Genomic DNA, 19,168 nt, shown 5'->3' with positions numbered 1-19,168 from the left:
GTGACGCTCGTCACACACGAGGGTCGTGCGGTCGACGTCGCGCCGGGCGAAACCGTTCTTGAAGCGTTGCTGCGCGTGGGCGTGAACGCGCCGCATTCATGCCGCGCCGGCAACTGCCATAGTTGTATGCATCGGGCGATTGAGGGCGCGCCGCCGCCTCAATCACAGTCCGGCCTGACCGACGCGCAAAAGGCCATGGGCTATTTTCTGCCTTGCATATGCCGGCCGACGACGCCGCTGACGATCCTGCGGCCAGATGATCTCGGCGCGAGTCTCGAAGCGATCGTTCGCGCCATCGATCCTTTGAGCGACGATATCGTCCGGCTGCGGGTCGAGGCGGCGGATTTCGCCTATCGGCCCGGACAGTTTGTCGAACTCAGCGCCAGAGAAGACCTGAAGCGCCATTATTCGCTCGCAAGCCATCCGGAAGAAGATCCTTTCCTTGAAATGCACATTCGCCTCCATCAAGACGGACGTATGAGCCGTCATTTGGCGGAAGAGCTGCACGCCGGCGACAGTGTCCACGTTGCGGGACCATCGGGCTCCTGCTTTTACGAGGGCGTCCATACGGATCAGCCGATGCTGCTGATCGGCGCGGGCACGGGTCTCGCGCCGCTGTATGGCGTGCTGCGCGACGCCTTGCGAAAGGGCCATCGCGGGCCGATCCGGCTGTACCACGGCGCGCGCAGCCGCAGGGGACTCTATCTTTCGGACGAACTGCAGACGATATCGAACGCGCGCGACAACTTCGCCTACCTCCCTTGCGCGTTCGATCCAGCGGCGCCGCACGGCGGCGACGTTGCGGCGACGGCGCTCGAAGCCGAACAAAGCATCTCCGACGCCGCGATTTTTCTGTGCGGCGGCGAAAATCTCGTGAAGCGCCTTAAGCGCGAACTGTTCATGCGCGGCGCGAGCCTGAAGAATATTCGATCGGACGCCTTCACGCCGGCGGTTCGATCGGCTGCTGCCTAATGCGATAAAAATTTGAACGGTTCGGTCGGCGTGAATTTGTCCGAAACTTCGCCAGATAAAATCGGATTGCCAACCAGATCGAGCTTCGCCGGCTTCTCGCCCGGTTCGAGCTTCAATTTCGTCACGTCCACCCAAAAGATCGCCGGGTTCAGCGTCGGCTCGAAATAATAGAGCCGATCCTTGATGTCGGTGACCGAACGCCAGCGCGTCGAGGCGATGTTGGGCTCCTGCGGCGTCGCGATCCCAAGCGGCACCGAGACGTTTCGAATGATCGAAAAGACGCTGGCGATCGCCAAGCGCCTGCCCGCAACCTCCGGCGTCGCGTTCAAATTCCAGCTGGCGCGCGCAAAGCGATCGGACGCGCGTTGCGTGCCGGGAAGGAAATTCGACCCGCCGATCTCGACCCAATAGGTGTTGAGCGCGAGCTGCTGATCGAACGGCGGCGAATTGGTCATCACCGTGTATTTGCGGTTGTGATGGATGATGAGTTTTCCGCCGAGATATTCGAGGATCGCGCTGTCGCCCGACCCGTCGGCGAGCGCCATATGGCTCGCCGCTTTGACGCCGCCGGGAAGGTCGGGCGCGACGATCGCGAAGGGCTCCTTTTGCAGCGCCTTCACCGCCTCCGCGACGCTCGCGAAATTGTCGAGCACATATTGCGCCCAGCCGCCGACGGAAAGCAGCGGCTTTCTTGACGCTTTCGGGTCTCCGTAATCCGCCTCGGCGAGATAGAGAAGGCTAACGACGAGGCCTGCCTCGTTGACGCCCTCTGCCGTAGCCGCATCATAAAAATCGGCGATGAGCGAACCCTGTTTCGACGTCCATTTGATCGAGCCGGGACCAACGCCGCCGTCGCGCGCCATGCCGCGCGGAAAGGACCACAGGTTTGTTCGCGGATCGACGTCCCAATCCATCGTCCGGCCGACGATATAGTCCTTATCGGCGGACTGATAGAGCACGCGCGTGCACGCCTGTGCGCCGGCGCTCATCAATGTCAGCCCGACGCAAGCGAGAAGCCAACTTGCAAAGAACTTTCTCATGCCGGATTCCTTTCAATCGAATCGTCTTGAACTTAGGGCGCCCGCGCCTTCAGGACCCGATTTCGATGCGCGCGTCGACGCCCATGAGCTTGCCGAGCGCCTTCAATCGATTGAGCACGCGCTCGCTCGCCAGATCGGCGAAAGCCTGCGGCAGAGTGAGCGTCGCCGCGCGGTCGCAGATCCGCAGACGCGTGCGCGGCAGCACGCCCGGCATCGACGCCGACAGCAGATAGCCGACGCGCATGAGCGCCCCGAGAATGCGCGCGCGCATGAACAGACGCGTCGTCAACAGGGTGCGCAGATCCGACAGCCCCTCAGCCCCGTCGAGCCCTTCGTGACGAAAGACGATGGCAAGAGAAAGGAAAGCGCGGCCCGGATGATCGATGGCGACGAAGGGCCCCTGCGTGACGATATTCATGGCGCGCTGCGCGCGATATTCCGGATGGGCGCGCCAAGCGATGTCGGAGAGCAGACAGGCGGCGTGACGCAGGCGGCGCTCGTCCTCGGTTTCGTCGATTCCGCTTTTGTCCATAAAAACGTCGGTCCAATCGACGAGATCATCGCCATAGCCTGGGGCGCGCGCGAATGTCGCCTCCAATTCGCGGGTCGCCGAGAGCAATGGATCGATGCGCCGCTCGGCTGACGGCAGCCGCTCATACAACATGCCTTCACGCACGCCTGCGGCGGAAATGACGATCTCGCGAGGTTTGGCGCGGCGGATGATTTCATCGAGCACGATCGCGCCATAGGCGAGCAACGGCCGACGCGCGGCCGAGACGACATTGATGTCTTCCAGGGCTTCGCTGTCGATATGCTCGACAAGCTCCGCAAAGTCGGCGGCCTCGCTCGTCTGGATGCGGTAATGATGCATCACGCCGAGGGGATAATTGCGCTGACGCATGTGGAGTTTTGCGAGCGAGCGCCAAGTGCCGCCCACGGCGTAAAACGTGCGGCCCTTGAGATGTTCGAGCGGCTTGGCGTCGGCGATCGCCTTGCGGGCGATGCGCGTCGCCTCGCGCATCGAGCGCTGCGACGCGTCCATGAGCGCCAATCCGCCGAGCGGCAGCGTGGCGCCCTTGCCGAGCGTCTCCTTTTGGACGTCGATTAGCTCCAGCGAGCCGCCGCCGAGGTCCCCGACGACGCCGTCCGGCTCATGAATCGCCGAAACGACGCCGAGAGCGGAAAGCTCCGCCTCGCGACGTCCCGAAAGCAAAGAAATGTCGCGCTGAATGGCGTCGCGCGCCGCTTCGAGAAACACCGTGCCGTTCTTGGCGTCACGCACCGCCGCGGTGGCGATAACCTCGATGTCGTCGACGCCCATCGTCTCGCAAAGCGCGCGATAGCGACGCAGCGCCTTGATCGCCTTGTCGACGCCCTCGTCTGGCAGCCGGCCTGTCGTGACGACGCCCTTGCCGAGGCCGCACATCGCCTTTTCGTTGAAGATCGGCGTTAGCGCCCGCACAAGCGCCTGATAGGCGACGAGACGCACCGAATTCGAGCCGATGTCGACAATGGCGACAGGTCGTGGCTCTGAATCTGGCCGCCGCGTCATGTGACGCTGCGGAGTCTCAAGCATTCTGCCCACGCTTCAGCAGCAGCCGCGGCCGCGAGTCCTTGAGCGACTTGCCGCGACCCGAAAGCGACGGGTTGGTCATGAAATATTTGTGTGCGTTGAATCGCTCCTCGCCCTCCGGCGGAACGATGCGCAACGAGGAGCCGTCCGGCAGGACGCGATAACTCTGCTCATTATCCATCAGATTGGCGAGCATGATCTGGTCGAGCACCTGCTGATGCACCGTCGGATTGACGATCGGCATCATCACCTCGACCCGGCGATCGAGATTGCGAGGCATCAGGTCGGCGGAAGAAATGTAGACATGCGCGCGCTGATGCGGCAGCGCATGGCCGCCGCCGAAAGCGTAGACGCGCGCATGTTCAAGGAAGCGTCCGACGATCGACTTCACGCGAATATTGTCGGAGAGCCCCGGAACGCCGGGCCGCAGACAGCAGATGCCGCGAACGATGAGATCGATCGAGACGCCCGCTTGCGATGCGGCGTAAAAGGCGTCGATGATTTCCGGATCGACGAGCGCATTGCATTTGGCCCAGATGACGCCGGGCTTGCCGGTCTTCACGAAGGCGATTTCCTGCTCGATATGCTCAAGAAGCTTCTTCTTGAGCGAAATCGGCGAGACTGACATGCGCTCCAATCCCGCAGGCTCCGCATAGCCGGTGATGTAATTGAAGATGCGCGAGATATCCCGTCCGATCGCCGGATCGGCGGTGAACACTGAAATGTCAGTGTAAATGCGCGCCGTCACCGGGTGATAATTGCCAGTGCCGACATGGCAATAGGTGACGAGACCCGAGCCCTCCCGGCGCACGACGAGCGACAATTTGGCGTGCGTCTTGAGTTCGATGAAGCCGAAGACGACCTGCGCGCCGGCGCGTTCGAGATCGCGCGCCCAGCGGATGTTCGCCTCCTCATCGAAACGCGCCTTTAATTCGACAAGGGCGGTGACGGATTTGCCCGCCTCTGCCGCCTCCACAAGCGCGCGCACGATCGGACTGTTATTCGAAGTGCGGTAGAGCGTCTGCTTGATCGCGATGACGTTCGGGTCGCGCGCCGCCTGTTGCAGGAACTGCACCACGACGTCGAAGGATTCGTAAGGGTGATGGACCGCAAGGTCCTTCTGCTTGATCGCGAGAAAACAGTCGCCGCCATTGTCGCGCACGCGCTCGGGGAAGCGCGGATTATAGGGCTTGAACTTAAGTTCCGGCCGATCGAGCGCGACAAGCTCGGAGAGATCGTTGAGCGCCAGCATGCCGTCGATTTCGAACGTCTCAGGCTCGTTGACGTCGAGTTCCTCGGCGACAAGCGCGCGCAAGCTCGCCGGCATGTCGGCGGCGACTTCGAGCCGGATCACCGAACCGCGCCGGCGCCGCTTCAACGCCGTCTCGAACAGCAGCACGAGATCTTCGGCTTCTTCCTCGACTTCGAGATCGCTGTCGCGGATGACCCGGAACAGCCCCTGCCCCCGAAGCAGATAGCCGGGGAAAAGCCGCTGCGCATTCATCGCGATCAGCGTTTCGAGAAGCATGAAGCGCTCGCGACCCGCGCCGCCGGTCGTCGGCAAAGGCACGAAACGCTCAATCTTCGGCGGCAGCCTGACCAGCGCCTGCAATGTTTTGCGATCGCCGGGACGCACCAGTTCGAGCGCCAAGGTGAAGCCGAGATTGGGGATGAAGGGAAATGGATGCGCCGGGTCGACCGCAAGCGGCGTCAGAACCGGAAAGACGCGGCTGAGAAAATAATCCTCAAGCCACTCGCGATCGGCCTTGGAGACATCGGCGGGCTCGACGATGACGATTCCCACTTCTTCGATCTCCGCGCGAAGTTCGCGCCAGCGCCGCAACTGCTCGCTCGTCAACAGCGTGACGCGCTCGGTGATCTTGGTCAGCTGCTCGGCGGGCGTCAGCCCGTCCTCGGAGCGCGCGGTCACGCCGGAGCGCACCTGCCCGCGCAAGCCGGCGACGCGCACCATGAAGAATTCATCGAGATTATTGGCCGAGATCGACAGAAACCGCAGCTGCTCGAGCAGCGGGTGATTGCGGTTGGAGGCCTCCTCGAGGACGCGACGGTTGAACTCGAGCCAGGACAATTCTCGATTGATGAAGCGTTGCGGAGAAGCCGCAAGCTTGGCGGGATCCTCAACGAGGATCTCATCGGCGCGATCCATGACAACGATATCGGCGCCGGTGCGCTCGGCGGCGAGTTGATCCTGGGCGTGGGGTTTCATTTCCATTTTCCGGTCGGGCCATCATGGCACAGGCTTGCGCCGCGATGAAAGGCGCAGCGTTAATCTCTGATGAATTCTTCCATAACCTTGGCCGCCAGCGCCCGTGTGACAGGCCGCCCCCTCGCCAAAGCCTCGCGATCGAGCGCGGCGACGAAGGAGCGCGCCGCGTCGAGAGACCGCTCCAGCCTCAGCGCCGCGAAAGCCAGCGCCGGCGGCTCGACGGTCAGTTGACGGTCCGCAAAAAGCTTCACCAGCACGGCGCGCACCAGTTCATCGTCCGGCGCACCGATTTCGACGGCCGGCGCACGGCGCAGGCGCGACAGCAGGTCGGGAAGCCGCACCCCCTCAGCCCGCGGCGCGCGCATCGCGCTCATGAGCAGAAAAGCGCCGCTTTCGGACACAAAATTCAGCAGATGAAACAGCGCCGTTTCGTCGGACGCGCGATCGACGTCGTCGATAAGGATCGCTCGCGGCGCCTCCGCGGCGAGCTGATCCAGCGTCGGCAAGGCCTCAGGCGCAACGGCGCGCGCGGCGGCACGCCCCGCCCAAATGGCGCAGAGGTGGCTTTTGCCCGCGCCTCTTGGACCGATCAGCATCAAAACGCGATCCGGCCAGTCCGGCCAACGTTCGATCAGTTCGAACGCTGCGCTGTTTGAGGCCGCGGGCAGAAATTCCTCGCGTCCGAAACGGGGCGTCGTTGGCAGATCGAGCGGCAACTGCTGCCCCCATACGCAGTCCTCTGGCGCGCCCGCCTTCGTCATGCGCGGTCCGGCACCGGGTGCTGATAGAGCGCGCTCGTGCGGTAGCGCTGCGCGAGAAAGCGCATGAAGGCGCCGAGCGCTGCCGCGACGGGCACGGCGACGATGAGGCCGGTGAATCCGAACAGCGCCCCGAAAGCGAGCAATGCGAACATGATCCAGACCGGATGCAAGCCGACGGACGCGCCGACGAGCCGCGGCGATAGAACATAGCCGTCCATGATCAGTCCGGTGGTGACGATCGCCACCGCCTCTATCGGCAAATTGATATGCGGCCAGCCCTGAACGATCGCTACGATGATCGACAATACAAAGGCGGTGATGGAGCCCACATATGGGATAAAGCTCAGGAAACCAGCGCTGACGCCGATGAGGAAACCAAAATTCAATCCGATCGCCGAGAGCCCCCCGGCATACCAGACGCCAAGAAACAGGCAGACGAGCGACTGTCCGCGGACGAAGCCTGCGAGCGCGCGGTCGATGTCGCGCGCCAGCGAACGGACGTCATCGCGATGGCGCGGCGGGATCAGATCGTCGATGATCGTGACCATGTGATCCCAGTCGAGCAGCATATAGAAGGCGACGACCGGCGTGATGACGATCAGAGAGACCACGTTGATGAGCGCATAGCCGCGCCACAACAGCGATTTCAGGAAATCGCCGAGCAGCGTGGCGGCCTGGCTCGTCAGATCGTTGATGTATTTTTGCGCGTCGAAGGTCGCCGTGCCGCCGAGTCCGAATTCCCGCAGCCAGCCATTGATCGAATCGCTGGTGACACGCTCGCTCCATTGCGTAAGCAGCCCGTGCAGCGTCTGCAGATAGCCCGGCAGCGAGGTGATGAAGCCGGCAAGCTGGTGCGAGAGAATCGGAACGACTATGACGGCCGCGGTTCCCACCACGAAAAGAAAGACGACGAGCAAAAGCCCCGCCGCGCCGAGCCGCGACAGGCCGAGCCGCTGCAGGCGGTCAGCGATCGGGTCCAGCAGATAGCCAAGCGCGGTTCCGGCGACGAAGGGCGCGAGAACCGGGCTCAGAAAATACAGGGCCAGTCCCAACGCCAGAAGCGCCAAGCCCCACAGCGCGAGCTGCCTTTCGACACTCAACCCCGCCCATTGCAACTGCCGCATCTCGGCGTCTGTGTCCGATTCGAGCGGCTGCGATGGGAGGGCGGCCGACTTCACAATGTCGGAACCGACCGGCGGCTTTCTCTGTGACATGTCACAGCCTCATATGCTGTACCCAGAGCCACAGATAGACGCAGGCGGAAGCCACGGTCAATGCGGCGACGAGCGCGACCAGCGCCACGTTTAGGGGCGGAATGTGAACGCCATATGCCTGCGCGGCCAGGATGACGCCGGCCAGCGCCAGTTGCGCCGCCGTGGTCGCCTTTGAAGAAAAATGTGGATGCACCTTCATCGGCCGGCCCATCAGCCAGGAGAGCGACACCGCGCCGGTGATCATGAAATCGCGAAACACGACCATAATGGCGAGCCAGGCCGGCAATGCGTCGACAATGGCGAGCGTCACGTACATGGAAACGATCAGCGCCTTGTCGGCGATGGGATCGAGAATCGCGCCGAGTTCCGATTGAAGCTTGAAGGTCCGGGCGAGCCAGCCATCGAGCGCATCCGAAAAGCCGGCGACGGCGAAAAGCACGAAGGCGGCGCTCCATTGACGCTCGACGATCAAGGAGACCGCCACCGGCGTCAGAATGAGACGGCCGATGGTGATGAAATTCGGAACCGAAGCGAACCAACTGTTGTTCATGGCGCCTTATCCGGCGAGTGCGAGGCAGTTTTCGGCACGCGTAAATTGCGGCCCGTGCGCCAGTAGGAAACAAGCGCAGCAAGTCCGAGCGATACGGCGACGAGCGCGAGAAGCAAAGTCGAAATCGCATTGATCTGCGGCGAGACTCCCAAACGCACTTGAGAATAGATACGCATCGGCAGCGTCGTCGCGCCGGGGCCGGTCGCAAAGCTGGCGATGACGAGATCATCGAGTGAAAGAGTAAATGCCAGAAGAAAGGCGGTGACGATCGCCGGCGCGAGCTGCGGCAGCGCGACGCGCGCAAAAGCCTCAGGCGGCGTTGCGCCGAGATCCATCGCCGCCTCTTCGAGCGTCGGATCGCAGTCGCGCAACGCCGCGAGAAGCGCGACTGTCATAAAGCACATCGTCAGCGTGACATGGCCGATGACAAGCGTGACGAAGCCTCGTCCAACGCCGAGCGCCACGAAACAGGTGAGCAGCGCGAGGCCCAGCACCACTTCCGGCAGAACCAGCGGCGCATGCACGGCGCCGAAAAACAGCAGGCGGCTGCGAAAGCCGCCAAAGCGCGCCAACGCGACGGCGGCAAGAAGGCCCAGCACAGTGGCAATTGCGGCCGAGGCCAATGCGGCGGCGAGACTGATTTTCGCCGAATGCAGCAGCTGCGCGTTCTGAAGAAGCGCCGCGTACCATTTCGTCGAAAATCCCCCCCATACGGAAACCAGACGCGAAGCGTTGAAGCTCATGACCGCTAGAACGACGATCGGCGCATAAAGAAAGACGAAGCCGGCAACAAGAGTTGCGGCACGCGCCCACGCGGCCGCCGCGCTCATCGCGCCTCCTCCTCTTCCTTAAGACGTGCGCGCTCCCACGCCAGCAGCGGGACCATCAACAGAGCGACGAGCGCGATCGCCGCGGCGGAGGCGGCCGGCCAGTCGTGATTGGAGAAGAAGTCGTTCCACAGAGTTCGCCCGATCATCAGCGTCTCGGAGCCGCCGAGGAGATCGGGAATGACGAATTCGCCGACCGCCGGAATGAACACGAGGAGCGACCCCGCAACGACGCCTTCGCGCGAAAGCGGCAATGTCACGCGAAAAAAAACCTGCGCCGGGGACGCCCCGAGATCAGCCGCCGCCTCGCGAAGACTCACGTCCTGACGCTCCAGCGCGGCATAGAGCGGCAACAGCATGAAGGGGAGATAGGAATAGACGATGCCGACGACGACGGCGCCGGACGTCGCATACATCTGCAGCGGCGCCGAAATGAGCCCAAGCGCCATCAGCGCGTTGTTGATCAGCCCTTCGTCCTTCAGGAGCGCAATCCAGGCGTAGACGCGGATGAGAAAGCTTGTCCAAAAAGGCGCGGCGGCAAGACCGATGAGAAGGGGACGCAGGCGCTCGGGCGCGCGCGCGATGGCGAGCGCGAAAGGATAAGCGACGATCAGCGTGATCAGCGTCGAAACCGCGGCGATCGTTAGCGACGAGAGATAGGATTCGACATAAAGCGTGTCGCTGACGAGCGCGCGGTAGGAGTCAAGCGTAAAATTTTGCGCCTTGGCCCAGAGGTCGGCAAAACTGTCGGAAAGCTGAAAAATCGGTCGATAGGGCGGACGCGCCAGCACCGACTGCGAGACGGAAATCTTGGCGACGAGCAACATCGGCGCAAGGAAAAAAGCGGCGATCCAGAAATAAGGCGCCGCGATCACGAGCCTTTCGCCCAACGAGAGTCTTCGTCGCCCGCTCATTCCGCAGCGCCGCCGTAAGCGCCCTCATCCTGAGGAGCCTGCGCAGCAGGCGTCTCGATGAGGAAATGCTCGTTACGCTGCGCGTTCGTTGTTACTCTCACCCTATTTCTCCTCCGCGAGAAGCGCGCCGGCGTCGGACGGAAAGCGCAGTCTCACCGCATCGCCGATCGCGTGGCGCTCGCCGTGGCCGGCCGCCGCGCGCAAAACGACGTTCTCGGCGACGCGCACCCGCAGCAGCGTGGTTTCGCCGCGAAACACGAAATTCTCGACGAAACCCACGATTCCTTCGCCGCCTTGCGCGACGCCGATGCGCTCGGGACGCATGCTGAGCGTCGCCCGCGCGCCGTCGGGAACGTCGCCGGGATCGCAGGGAATTGGTCCAAACTCGGTGATCAGCGCGGCGCCGGCGTTGCGCGCCAGCCGCCCCTCGATGAAATTGGTTTCGCCGACGAAGCCCGCCACGAAACGCGTCGCGGGACGATCGTAGATCTCCATCGGCCCCGCGACTTGCTCCACCCTGCCCGCGCGCATCACCGCAATGCGGTCGGCGAGCGCCAGCGCCTCGTCCTGATCATGGGTGACGATGACGAAGCTCGTTTGCGTCAGCCTTTGGATTTCCTTGAGCTGAAACTGGGTCTCCTCGCGCAGCTTGCGGTCGAGCGCGCCGAGCGGCTCGTCGAGCAGCAGCATTTTGGGGCGCGGCGCAAGCGCGCGGGCGAGCGCGACGCGTTGCTTCTGTCCGCCCGACAACTCGCCGATTCTTCGATGTCCATAGCTCGAAAGCTGGGTCATCGCGAGTAGTTCGTCGACGCGCGTGTTGATCGCGACTTTAGTTTCGCCCTGCCGGCGCAGACCGAACGCGATGTTTTCGAAAACGTCGATATGGGGAAATAGCGCATAGGACTGGAACATCATGTTCACCGGGCGCCGAAACGGCGGCACGCCGGAAAGATCGGCGCCGTTCAATATAATCGCTCCGGCGTCGGGCGTTTCGAATCCCGCGATGCAGCGCATCAGCGTGGTCTTGCCGCAGCCCGACGGCCCGAGCAGTGCGAAGAATTCGCCGGCCCCGACATCGAGCGACACGTTTTCGAGCGCGACGACTGCGCCGAATGTCTTGCTGACGTTGGCGATCGACAGCAACGGCGCGCTCACGCGCCAGCCTCGTCGCGACGAAACTCAGCGCGCCAGTGGCGAAGGAGATGGCCACTGGGGGGAATGTCCTCCAGCAAGACAAGCCGAAGGCCGTCGACGGCGAACGATTCGATGGTGGTTCGCGTGAGCGGCCATGGCGGGCCGCCAAGCGCTTCGTCCTCATTGCGCGCCCGCGAGATGACGAGCAGCGTGCCGCCCGGCGCGACAAAAGACGCGAGCGCCCGCGCGGCGTCGGGCAGAAGCGTCTCGGGAAGCGCCTGCAGCGTATAAAGCTCGTGCACGAGATCGAAGGCGCCGCGCCATTCATCCGGCGCATTGAAGAGATCAGCGACTTGATAGTCGACCTTACTCTGCGGAAAGCGCTCGCGCGCCCAATGCACGGCGCGCTCGACGAGATCGAAGGCGGTAACGCGCGCGCCGGCGCCCGCCAGCGCCTCGGCGTTGTCGCCAAGCCCGCAGGCGACGTCGAGCGCGCGGAGGCCTACGAGCGAACGAGACTGCAGCCAATCTTCAAGAAGCGGACGCGGTTCAAGATAGGCCCAAGGAACCCCCGCGGGATCGCCGTCCGCGAGCGTGTAACCCGCTTCGAACCATTCGCGGCGCTTGGGGTCGGCCTCGATCCCTCCGGGGCGCTTATGCGGATCGACGGCGTCGAGCTTTTCAAGCGCCCGGGCGCGGCGCTCGGCGAACTCTTCGCCTAGGACTTCGGTTCGCACGCCTTCTCTTCCCATCCGCCGCCCTCGCTCTGCTGGTGATAGACGAGGCTATAGCCCAGGTCGCGCAGTTCTTTCCATTGCGCCCGCGCATCGGCCAGCTCGTCATCGTCGCGCCCGTCGAACAACAGCGCGGCGCGTTGGCGCGGCGCGCCGGCGCCGGCGAGCGCCGGAGCCATGCGCGCGGTCTCGACGAAAAAGCGCGCATCGGCGTCGTTGGGATTGTCATTCTCGCAAGTCAGATAGATCGGCTGCGTCGCGGGCGCGCCGTCCGCCTTTGTCCCGTGCGGGAGAAAGCTCTCCTGACGATACGACCAGAGGTCGGCGTCGAGTTTGGCGAGGCAGGCTTCGCTCGTCGCCTGCACGATAGCGCGCCAGCCGCGCGCGCGGGAGCGCTCCAGAAGCTTCGGCAGCGTCTCCGCCACCGTCGCTCGGGTCAGATGATAGAAGGCGATCTCGGGCATGGCGCTTGGGGGCATCTTGGCATGATCGCCCCTATGTCGAAACTCTCTGCTTTGCGCAAGTTCGACGGCAGGCCGCGCGCCCTACGGGGCGCCTGTCACCCCGGCGTCCACGATGGCGGATCGCTCGCAGGGAAGGATTCCACCCCGGCCTCATAGACTGCGTCCTTTGGCGCCTCCCAAACGACGCTGATGTCGAGCGCATTTCTGACTTTGATGAAGGAAGAGGCGGTGGACGCGGCGTATTCCGCCTCCATCCATTCGGCCGCCGAGGCGACGGAGCCCTTGAGCACGACGTCGTCGCCCTCGATGTTGATCGAGATCGCCTTGGGGTCCGCCACGCCGCTTGCTTCCAGCGCCTCGCGGACCGCGGCGCGAATCCATAGCTTCTCTAACCCAGTCATCGCAGCCTCGGCCAAAAGCGCCGCAGCCCAAAGGCCGCGGCGCGCTTTCATCCTACATATGGGCCGTGGTCACCGAATGTTCCATCGGCTTGGTAAAGCCAATGAACAGAAGAACGATCGCCAAGGCCGCATGCAGCCAGTGGTCGGCGTGGTTCATGGCGATCGCCCCATCGAGAGAGGCGACGTCGGGCGCGACGAATCCGAGGACTGCGATCGCTGTATACGCGACGGCCAGCGTGCGGATCATGAGAACCGGGAAGCCGAAATAGGGGCTGAGGAGCAGGAGCGCGCCGGTGATCAGGTGCACGAAGTTATGCGCGGCATTCACCTGGAAGTAGCCGACGTCGGATACGAGCGGATTGGGAATAAATCCGAGAAGGCCAACCGCGACGAAGATGACGCCGAGGATGGTGGCTACAAACCTAGCGTTCCACTGAGACTCAATCATGATGCGTTCCTTTCAGTCCAGGACAACTGCACTGAGCATCAGATCGGGCGGCGCTGAAGCGTTTCCAATTAAAAAATGGAAATGCCATTAGATAATCCGTCGGTAAAAAGCTTTAGCGCCACTTGTTCCGGATTCTTAAGCTAATAATATCAGCTAATACGGAGCAATTCGGGGGCTACTGCAAGCGACAAGACCTCCACTACTTGAGGCCCGCCCAGTCGACTTGAACTGAAGCCCAGATCTCATGGCGCGCGCAAACGCCTAAACTTTGCGCTGCGGCATGTCGCCGGCTCAGCTCTCGTAATAGTCGCGCACCAGCCGGTCGAGCAGCCGCACGCCCCAGCCGGCGCCCCAGCTTTGGTTGGTGTCGCTCGTCGGCGAGCCCATGCCGGTGCCGGCGATGTCGAGATGCGCCCAGGGCGTCTTGCCGACGAAGCGCTGCAAAAAATGCGCGGCGGTGATCGAGCCGGCGTGGCGGCCGCCGGTGTTCTTCATATCGGCGAATTTCGAGTCGATCATCTTGTCGTAGGCCGGGCCCATGGGCAAACGCCACAGCTTCTCGCCGATGTGGCTCCCGGCTTTGGTCAGGCGATCGGCGAGTTCGTCATTGTTCGAGAACAGCCCGCCATATTCCTGACCCAGGGCGACGAGAATGGCGCCGGTAAGCGTCGCCAGATCGACGATCGCCGCGGGCTTATGCTTATCAATGACGTAAGTCAGCGCGTCGGCGAGAACGAGCCGCCCTTCGGCGTCGGTGTTGACGATTTCGATCGTCTGGCCCGACATTGACTTGACGATGTCGCCCGGCCGTTGCGCCTTGCCATCCGGCATGTTCTCGACGAGGCCGAGGACGCCGACGACATTGGCCTTGGCCTTGCGGCCGGCGATGGCGTACATCGCGCCGGTCACGGCCGCCGCGCCGGCCATGTCGCCCTTCATGTCCTCCATCGAGGCTGCAGGCTTGATGGAAATGCCGCCGGAGTCGAAAACGACGCCCTTGCCGACAAAGGCGATCGGCGCAGCGCCCTCGGCTCCGCCGCTCCAGCGCAGGATGACGAGGCGGCTGCCTGCCTCCGACCCCTGGCCGACGCCTAACAGGGCGCGCATCCCGAGTTCGGACATAGCCTTCTCGTCGAGAACCTCGACCTCGACGCCGAGCTTCATCAGCCCCGAAGCGCGGCGGGCGAATTCCTGCGGAGTCAGCACATTCGCCGGCTCATTGACCAGAGTCCGCGCGAGGATCACGGCTTCCGCCAGATGGCTGCAGTCGGCCATCGCGCCGCCGACGCCGTCGGGATCGGCGACGGCGACGACGACCTCCATCAAGCCGTCGCGATCCGCTTCGTCCTTCTTCTTGGTCTTGTATTGGTCGAATTTATAGGCGCGCAGCCAGCCGCCCAAGGCGAGTTGCGCAACCGCGTCTTGTGTGGCGGGCGTTCCCGCCGGCAGGTCGAACAATATCACGGCGCGCGCGCCCGGCCCGATTTTCCCGGCGGTCTGTCCGCCGAGCGCAAAGAAATCGTCGAACGGCTTGGCGGCTTCGCCGCCCTCTTCCTCGGCATCGTCGCCTTTGCCGACGCCAATGAGGATCACCCGGCTGGCGGGCGCCCCGGGCGCCGCGAGAATCTCGATCGATGTTCCTGATTTACCCTTGAATTTGGCCGCCGAGGCGGCGCGCGCGAGATGAGGGGCCGCGTCTTTAAGAATGCTCGCGGCGCGCTCGCCCATGGCGAGATCGCGGCCGACGAACGCCACCAGCGTGCGCGGATGCCCCTCCTCTTCCGGGTGGCGCAGCAGCGCTTCAGCGGCGTCGAATGGCTGGAGTTCATATTTCGCGTTGACGAGCATCAGGGCCTCTGCCTCCTCCGCCGAAGCGGAAGCCGTTCCGGCGCGATTGCGCCGGATTTTTGGGAAAGTTAGCGCCGGCGGGCGCGCCAGGCGCGCATTTTGACAGGATTGGCGCGCAATATCTTCCGGCGGGCGGCCGCGGTCAATCGCGGCCGGGTGGTTTTTGAGCCATTCCAGGCTCGATGTCCCCGCCGCGGAATCGCCGCGATCGTTCCGCAGAAATCCGACGTGGCGCAAAAGCAACGCTCGCAAATTGAATGTGTTGGAGCGGCTCGATGGAGCCGCGCCACGCTTGCGCGCAAAGATGCGAGCGTTTAGCGATCGTTAACTGGACAGTAGCTGCTCGCGCCTGGCGCGACGCGCCAAAAATACGAAGGGGGGAGCCGCAGCCATGATCGGGGCGACGATCACGCGCTATTTCGCGCTGCGGTTCATGCGCACGATCCTGGCGATTTTCTTCACCATATTCTGCCTGATGTTTGTCGTCGTTTTCGTCGAGATGCTGCGGCGCGCGAGCGACAATCCGCAAGCCGGCGCCGCGACCGTCGCCTTGTTGACGGCGATGCGGGTGCCCGCGGCCGCGGAGATGATCCTGCCCTTCGCGGTCCTGTTTGGGTCCATGGCGACTTTCGTCGATCTCACGAGAAAGCTCGAACTGGTCGTCGCCCGCGCCGCCGGCATGTCGGTCTGGCAGTTCATCGCGCCGCCGGCGCTGACCGCCCTGCTCATCGGCATTGTTTCTGTCGCGATCTACAACCCGCTGTCGGCATCGATGAAGCAGCGCTCCGAGCAGATGGAATGGGATCTTTTCGGCGTGCCAGGCAGTCTGCGCATCGATCACGGCGTCTGGCTGCGCCAGCACGGCATTGATGGTCTCGCCATCATGCACGCCATGAATTCGTCTAACGCCGGCACGGAGCTGGCGAATGTCAGCGTCAATATTTACGCGCCCAAGGGCGGCTTCCTTGAGCGCATCGAAGCGGACCGCGCGCGACTCGAGCCGGGAGTCTGGGTGCTCGAGAACGCGCAGGTGAGCATGCCGGGAGAAGCGTCGCGCAGAGTAGGCTCCTATATGCTGGCGACCGAACTGACGCCGGCGCAGGTCGCGGCGGCGACGACGCCCCCGCAGGGCACGCCATTCTGGTCGCTGCCGGAAATGGCCGCGCGCACCGCCTCAGCGGGTCTCGACGCGACCGGCTATCGGCTACAGTTTCAATCGCTTCTTGCGCGACCTTTGCTCCTCGTCGCGATGGTTCTCGTCGCCGCTTCCTTTTCATTAAGATTCTTTCGATTTGGCGGCGTCGCCAAAACCCTTTCCGGTGGCGTGGCCGCAGGCTTCGTGCTTTATATCGTTACCAAAGTCCTCTCGGATCTCGGCGGCGCGGGCATGGTAAGCCCTGTCGTGGCCGCGTGGTCGCCTGCGCTTGTCGGGAGCATGTTGGGCACGGTGATCTTGCTGTATTCGGAGGACGGCTGATGACGCTCGCCAGTTCCTCCCGACGCCTTCTCATTCTAGCGGCCGCGCTCGCGATCTTCGGGGCGGCCTTCGCGAATCGCTCCGCGGCGGCGCAGCCCGCGGCCGGCGAGCGGATGGTCGTCGAGGCCAAGGAACTCGTCTACGACGAGAAAAAGAACACGGTCACGGCGCGCGGCGACGTCCAGATTTACTACAAGGGCCGGCTGCTTGAAGCGGACCGGGTCACCTATGACCGCAACACGTCACGCGTTTTCGCCGAAGGCCACGCAAAGCTGACCGAAAAGGACGGCTCGGTCGCGCGCGCTGATCGTTTTGACCTCACCGACGACTTCAAGAACGGGTTCATCGAAAGCCTGCAGGTCGACACGGTCGACAACACGCATTTCACCTCGCCGCGGGCCGAACGGGCCGGCGAGACGACGACCTTCGAGATGGGCAGCTATACCGCCTGCGAAGCCTGTCGCAACGATCCTTCGAAGCCGCGAACATGGCAGATCCACGCCAAGCGGATCATCCACGATAACGTCGAGAAGATGGTCTATTACGAAGACGCATCCTTGGAAATGCTCGGCGTGCCGATCGCCTATGTGCCGTTCTGGTCCTCGCCGGATCCGTCGATCAAGCGCAAGTCCGGATTCCTGTCGCCGGTATTCGTGTATCGCTCGCAGCTCGGCGCTGGCGTCGGCGTGCCCTATTTCTGGGCGCTGGCGCCGGATTACGACCTCACCGTCACGCCGATCTATTTTTCGCGGCAGGGCCCGTTCGTCACCGCGGAATTCCGCCAGCGTTTTGATAGCGGATCTTACTCGATTCGCGGCGAAGGAACCCACGTGCAAGACACGAGCGCCTTCGCGCCGGCCCCGCTCGGCGCCGGCAACAAGCAGTGGCGCGGCGCCATTCAGTCCTTAGGAGACTTCTGGCTCAATGACCGCTGGCATGCCGGCTGGGACATCACGGCGCTTTCGGATCGCTTTTTCTTTCAGGACTACAAGCAGTATAACTATCTTCTGCAAAACTACTTCTTCCGCGAAGCGTCGTCGACGATCTTTCTGACCGGCCAGGGGCCGCGCAGCTATTTCGACATGCGCGGATATTATTTCCAGCTGCTGTCGCCCAATGACGTGCAGGCGCAGCAGCCCGTCGTGCATCCGGTCATCGACTACAACCGCGTCTTCGACATCGACCCGGCGGCGACGGCCGGCCTTGGCGGCCAGATCGAAGTCGACAGCAATGTGACGAGCACGTCCGCCGATCTCGCAAATTACGAATCAATCAATCCGCGTAGGCTGGACAGCATTTACGGCCTTTACAATGTCTGCGCGGTCTATGCGCGCGACGTCGTGCCTCAGCGCAGCACCTGTTTGCTGCGCGGCGTCGGCGGCGACTATCAACACGCAACGATCAGCGGCGCCTGGAAGCGAAAATTTATCGACCCCGTCGGCGGCGTTTGGACCCCCTTCGCTTTCGCGCGCTTCGTCGGCAGCTACCTCGATTACGACCGCCAAGGATTGTTTCCGATTTACAATCAATTTGGGCAGCCGATTCCCAACGGCGCGCAGGGTCAGTTCTTCGATGGCGCCGACAATCGCTTCCGTGGCCAAGCGCTGCCCGGCATTGGCGCCGAATGGCGCTATCCGATCCTTGCTAGAAGCTTTGTCGGCGACATCGTTTTCGAGCCTATCGCCCAGGTGGTCGCGCGATCCAATCAGACTTCGATCCCATCGCTCGTCAACCTGGACGCACAAAGCCTCGTTTTCGACGATTCGACCCTGTTCGAATGGAGCAAGTTCTCCGGCTATGATCGGTTCGAGACAGGCACGCGTCTCAACTATGGCGGCCAAGCCACCATGTCGCTGTCGAATGGAGGCTTCATCAATACGATGATCGGCCAATCACGCCAGATCGCCGGCGCCAACTCCTACGCGCAGGCTGACGCGGCGAATGTCGGCCTCGATTCCGGCTTGAATTCGCGCGCGTCGGATATCGTCGGGCGTTTCGCCTTTGCGCCCTCTTCGCTTCTCAGCTTCGTCGCCAAGGGCCGCTTCGACAAGGGCAGCTTGCGCGCGCGCCGGCTGGACATATTCGCAACAATGAATCTGGATCCGATCACGCTCCAGCTTCAATATGCCAATTACGCGTCGCAGCCGGCCATCGGCTTTGACTTGCGGCGTCAGGGACTTTCCGCGACCGCAAAATACGATATCACCAGCAACTATTTCCTGAACGGCACCGTCACCTTCGACATGAGCCGCTATCTCTATAATTCTCTGACCAGTCCGACGCTCGTTCCATTCACGACGACACTCACCGGCATCAATCTCACGGGCACCGCGCCCCTGTTTTCGGTCGCGACGCTGGGCGCCGGCATCGGCTACCACGACGAATGCACGACTTTGTCGGTCAATTATACGCAAATCTATCAGCCGCAATCCTACACCGGACTGCCGGCGCGCAACCAGACGGTGATGGTTACGCTCCAGCTGCGCACCTTGGGCGAGGCGCGGTTCAACTACGGCGTCGGTTCGGTGCTGGTGAACGACGGCGTGCGGTCCGCCGTGGCGCACTGAGCGGCTTTTTTTCGCGG

Annotated in this window: 17 protein-coding genes; 3 read left to right on the top strand and 14 right to left on the bottom strand. The window is 63.0% G+C overall.

Annotated elements, in window-relative coordinates:
* Positions 1 to 972, top strand: coding sequence for a 2Fe-2S iron-sulfur cluster binding domain-containing protein (locus QZ964_RS18195; protein WP_292533324.1), 972 nt, complete (start codon positions 1 to 3; stop codon positions 970 to 972).
* Here QZ964_RS18195 and QZ964_RS18190 read toward each other — a convergent pair.
* The 14 genes from QZ964_RS18190 to QZ964_RS18125 all read right to left on the bottom strand — a co-directional run bounded on the left by QZ964_RS18190 (position 969) and on the right by QZ964_RS18125 (position 15,107).
* Entirely contained in the window at positions 969 to 2,012 is a 1,044-nt protein-coding gene (locus QZ964_RS18190) for a linear amide C-N hydrolase (RefSeq protein ID WP_292533322.1), read from the bottom strand. The two genes, QZ964_RS18195 and QZ964_RS18190, sit on opposite strands and share 4 nt — an antisense overlap.
* Before the next feature lie 49 nt (positions 2,013 to 2,061).
* Positions 2,062 to 3,588, bottom strand: coding sequence for an exopolyphosphatase (ppx, locus tag QZ964_RS18185; RefSeq protein ID WP_292533321.1), 1,527 nt, complete (start codon positions 3,586 to 3,588; stop codon positions 2,062 to 2,064).
* The gene (locus tag QZ964_RS18180; RefSeq protein ID WP_292533320.1) at positions 3,581 to 5,812 is read right to left on the bottom strand and encodes an RNA degradosome polyphosphate kinase; all 2,232 of its coding nucleotides are present in this window, start codon (positions 5,810 to 5,812) and stop codon (positions 3,581 to 3,583) included. The genes ppx and QZ964_RS18180 overlap by 8 nt, the downstream gene beginning before the upstream one ends.
* Positions 5,813 to 5,871: 59 nt before the next feature.
* Complete coding sequence (locus tag QZ964_RS18175) at positions 5,872 to 6,573, bottom strand: DnaA/Hda family protein (RefSeq protein ID WP_292533318.1); 702 nt, start codon at positions 6,571 to 6,573, stop codon at positions 5,872 to 5,874.
* Entirely contained in the window at positions 6,570 to 7,787 is a 1,218-nt protein-coding gene (locus QZ964_RS18170; RefSeq protein WP_292533316.1) for an AI-2E family transporter, read from the bottom strand. Before QZ964_RS18170 ends, QZ964_RS18175 begins: the two co-directional genes overlap by 4 nt.
* Position 7,788: 1 nt before the next feature.
* Positions 7,789 to 8,337 carry a CDP-alcohol phosphatidyltransferase family protein gene (locus tag QZ964_RS18165; protein WP_292533314.1) on the bottom strand — a complete coding sequence of 183 codons (549 nt, stop codon included), beginning with the start codon at positions 8,335 to 8,337 and terminating at the stop codon, positions 7,789 to 7,791.
* A complete protein-coding gene (locus QZ964_RS18160) occupies positions 8,334 to 9,167 on the bottom strand; it encodes an ABC transporter permease (protein WP_292533312.1) in 834 nt (277 codons plus the stop codon). Before QZ964_RS18160 ends, QZ964_RS18165 begins: the two co-directional genes overlap by 4 nt.
* On the bottom strand, positions 9,164 to 10,078 hold the full coding sequence (locus QZ964_RS18155; RefSeq protein ID WP_292533311.1) for an ABC transporter permease subunit: 915 nt from the start codon (positions 10,076 to 10,078) through the stop codon (positions 9,164 to 9,166). Before QZ964_RS18155 ends, QZ964_RS18160 begins: the two co-directional genes overlap by 4 nt.
* Before the next feature lie 102 nt (positions 10,079 to 10,180).
* Positions 10,181 to 11,233, bottom strand: a complete 1,053-nt coding sequence (locus QZ964_RS18150; RefSeq protein WP_292533309.1) for an ABC transporter ATP-binding protein — start codon at positions 11,231 to 11,233, stop codon at positions 10,181 to 10,183.
* Positions 11,230 to 11,964, bottom strand: coding sequence for a bifunctional 2-polyprenyl-6-hydroxyphenol methylase/3-demethylubiquinol 3-O-methyltransferase UbiG (locus tag QZ964_RS18145; protein WP_292533308.1), 735 nt, complete (start codon positions 11,962 to 11,964; stop codon positions 11,230 to 11,232). Before QZ964_RS18145 ends, QZ964_RS18150 begins: the two co-directional genes overlap by 4 nt.
* On the bottom strand, positions 11,931 to 12,425 hold the full coding sequence (locus QZ964_RS18140; protein WP_292533307.1) for a DNA polymerase III subunit chi: 495 nt from the start codon (positions 12,423 to 12,425) through the stop codon (positions 11,931 to 11,933). The genes QZ964_RS18145 and QZ964_RS18140 overlap by 34 nt, the downstream gene beginning before the upstream one ends.
* Before the next feature lie 80 nt (positions 12,426 to 12,505).
* Positions 12,506 to 12,811 (bottom strand): BON domain-containing protein, encoded by a 306-nt coding sequence (locus QZ964_RS18135; protein WP_292533305.1) that lies wholly within the window; start codon positions 12,809 to 12,811, stop codon positions 12,506 to 12,508.
* A gap of 52 nt (positions 12,812 to 12,863) precedes the next feature.
* Entirely contained in the window at positions 12,864 to 13,259 is a 396-nt protein-coding gene (locus QZ964_RS18130; protein WP_292533304.1) for a DUF4383 domain-containing protein, read from the bottom strand.
* A 291-nt stretch (positions 13,260 to 13,550) separates the two neighbouring features.
* Entirely contained in the window at positions 13,551 to 15,107 is a 1,557-nt protein-coding gene (locus QZ964_RS18125; protein WP_292533302.1) for a leucyl aminopeptidase, read from the bottom strand.
* A gap of 391 nt (positions 15,108 to 15,498) precedes the next feature.
* On the opposite strand from QZ964_RS18125, the gene lptG reads away from it, so the two are divergent.
* Entirely contained in the window at positions 15,499 to 16,584 is a 1,086-nt protein-coding gene (gene lptG / locus QZ964_RS18120) for an LPS export ABC transporter permease LptG (protein ID WP_292533300.1), read from the top strand.
* Complete coding sequence (locus tag QZ964_RS18115) at positions 16,584 to 19,151, top strand: LPS assembly protein LptD (protein WP_292533299.1); 2,568 nt, start codon at positions 16,584 to 16,586, stop codon at positions 19,149 to 19,151. Before lptG ends, QZ964_RS18115 begins: the two co-directional genes overlap by 1 nt.
* Positions 19,152 to 19,168: the final 17 nt, after the last annotated feature.

Source organism: Methylocystis sp., assembly GCF_021731785.1.
Taxonomy (GTDB): domain Bacteria; phylum Pseudomonadota; class Alphaproteobacteria; order Rhizobiales; family Beijerinckiaceae; genus Methylocystis.
This window is presented reverse-complemented; position numbering and strand designations above follow the sequence as displayed.

What these genes read in the sequence shown, in the direction of transcription:
- QZ964_RS18175 (WP_292533318.1), bottom strand. Translation starts at nt 6,573, where the DNA reads ATGACGAAGGCGGGCGCGCCAGAGGACTGCGTATGGGGGCAGCAGTTG.
- QZ964_RS18165 (WP_292533314.1), bottom strand. Translation starts at nt 8,337, where the DNA reads ATGAACAACAGTTGGTTCGCTTCGGTTCCGAATTTCATCACCATCGGC.
- QZ964_RS18125 (WP_292533302.1), bottom strand. Translation starts at nt 15,107, where the DNA reads ATGCTCGTCAACGCGAAATATGAACTCCAGCCATTCGACGCCGCTGAA.
- QZ964_RS18190 (WP_292533322.1), bottom strand. Translation starts at nt 2,012, where the DNA reads ATGAGAAAGTTCTTTGCAAGTTGGCTTCTCGCTTGCGTCGGGCTGACA.
- QZ964_RS18170 (WP_292533316.1), bottom strand. Translation starts at nt 7,787, where the DNA reads ATGTCACAGAGAAAGCCGCCGGTCGGTTCCGACATTGTGAAGTCGGCC.
- QZ964_RS18130 (WP_292533304.1), bottom strand. Translation starts at nt 13,259, where the DNA reads ATGATTGAGTCTCAGTGGAACGCTAGGTTTGTAGCCACCATCCTCGGC.
- QZ964_RS18155 (WP_292533311.1), bottom strand. Translation starts at nt 10,078, where the DNA reads ATGAGCGGGCGACGAAGACTCTCGTTGGGCGAAAGGCTCGTGATCGCG.
- QZ964_RS18115 (WP_292533299.1), top strand. Translation starts at nt 16,584, where the DNA reads ATGACGCTCGCCAGTTCCTCCCGACGCCTTCTCATTCTAGCGGCCGCG.
- QZ964_RS18135 (WP_292533305.1), bottom strand. Translation starts at nt 12,811, where the DNA reads ATGACTGGGTTAGAGAAGCTATGGATTCGCGCCGCGGTCCGCGAGGCG.
- lptG (WP_292533300.1), top strand. Translation starts at nt 15,499, where the DNA reads ATGATCGGGGCGACGATCACGCGCTATTTCGCGCTGCGGTTCATGCGC.
- QZ964_RS18145 (WP_292533308.1), bottom strand. Translation starts at nt 11,964, where the DNA reads ATGGGAAGAGAAGGCGTGCGAACCGAAGTCCTAGGCGAAGAGTTCGCC.
- QZ964_RS18140 (WP_292533307.1), bottom strand. Translation starts at nt 12,425, where the DNA reads ATGCCCCCAAGCGCCATGCCCGAGATCGCCTTCTATCATCTGACCCGA.
- QZ964_RS18160 (WP_292533312.1), bottom strand. Translation starts at nt 9,167, where the DNA reads ATGAGCGCGGCGGCCGCGTGGGCGCGTGCCGCAACTCTTGTTGCCGGC.
- QZ964_RS18180 (WP_292533320.1), bottom strand. Translation starts at nt 5,812, where the DNA reads ATGAAACCCCACGCCCAGGATCAACTCGCCGCCGAGCGCACCGGCGCC.
- ppx (WP_292533321.1), bottom strand. Translation starts at nt 3,588, where the DNA reads ATGCTTGAGACTCCGCAGCGTCACATGACGCGGCGGCCAGATTCAGAG.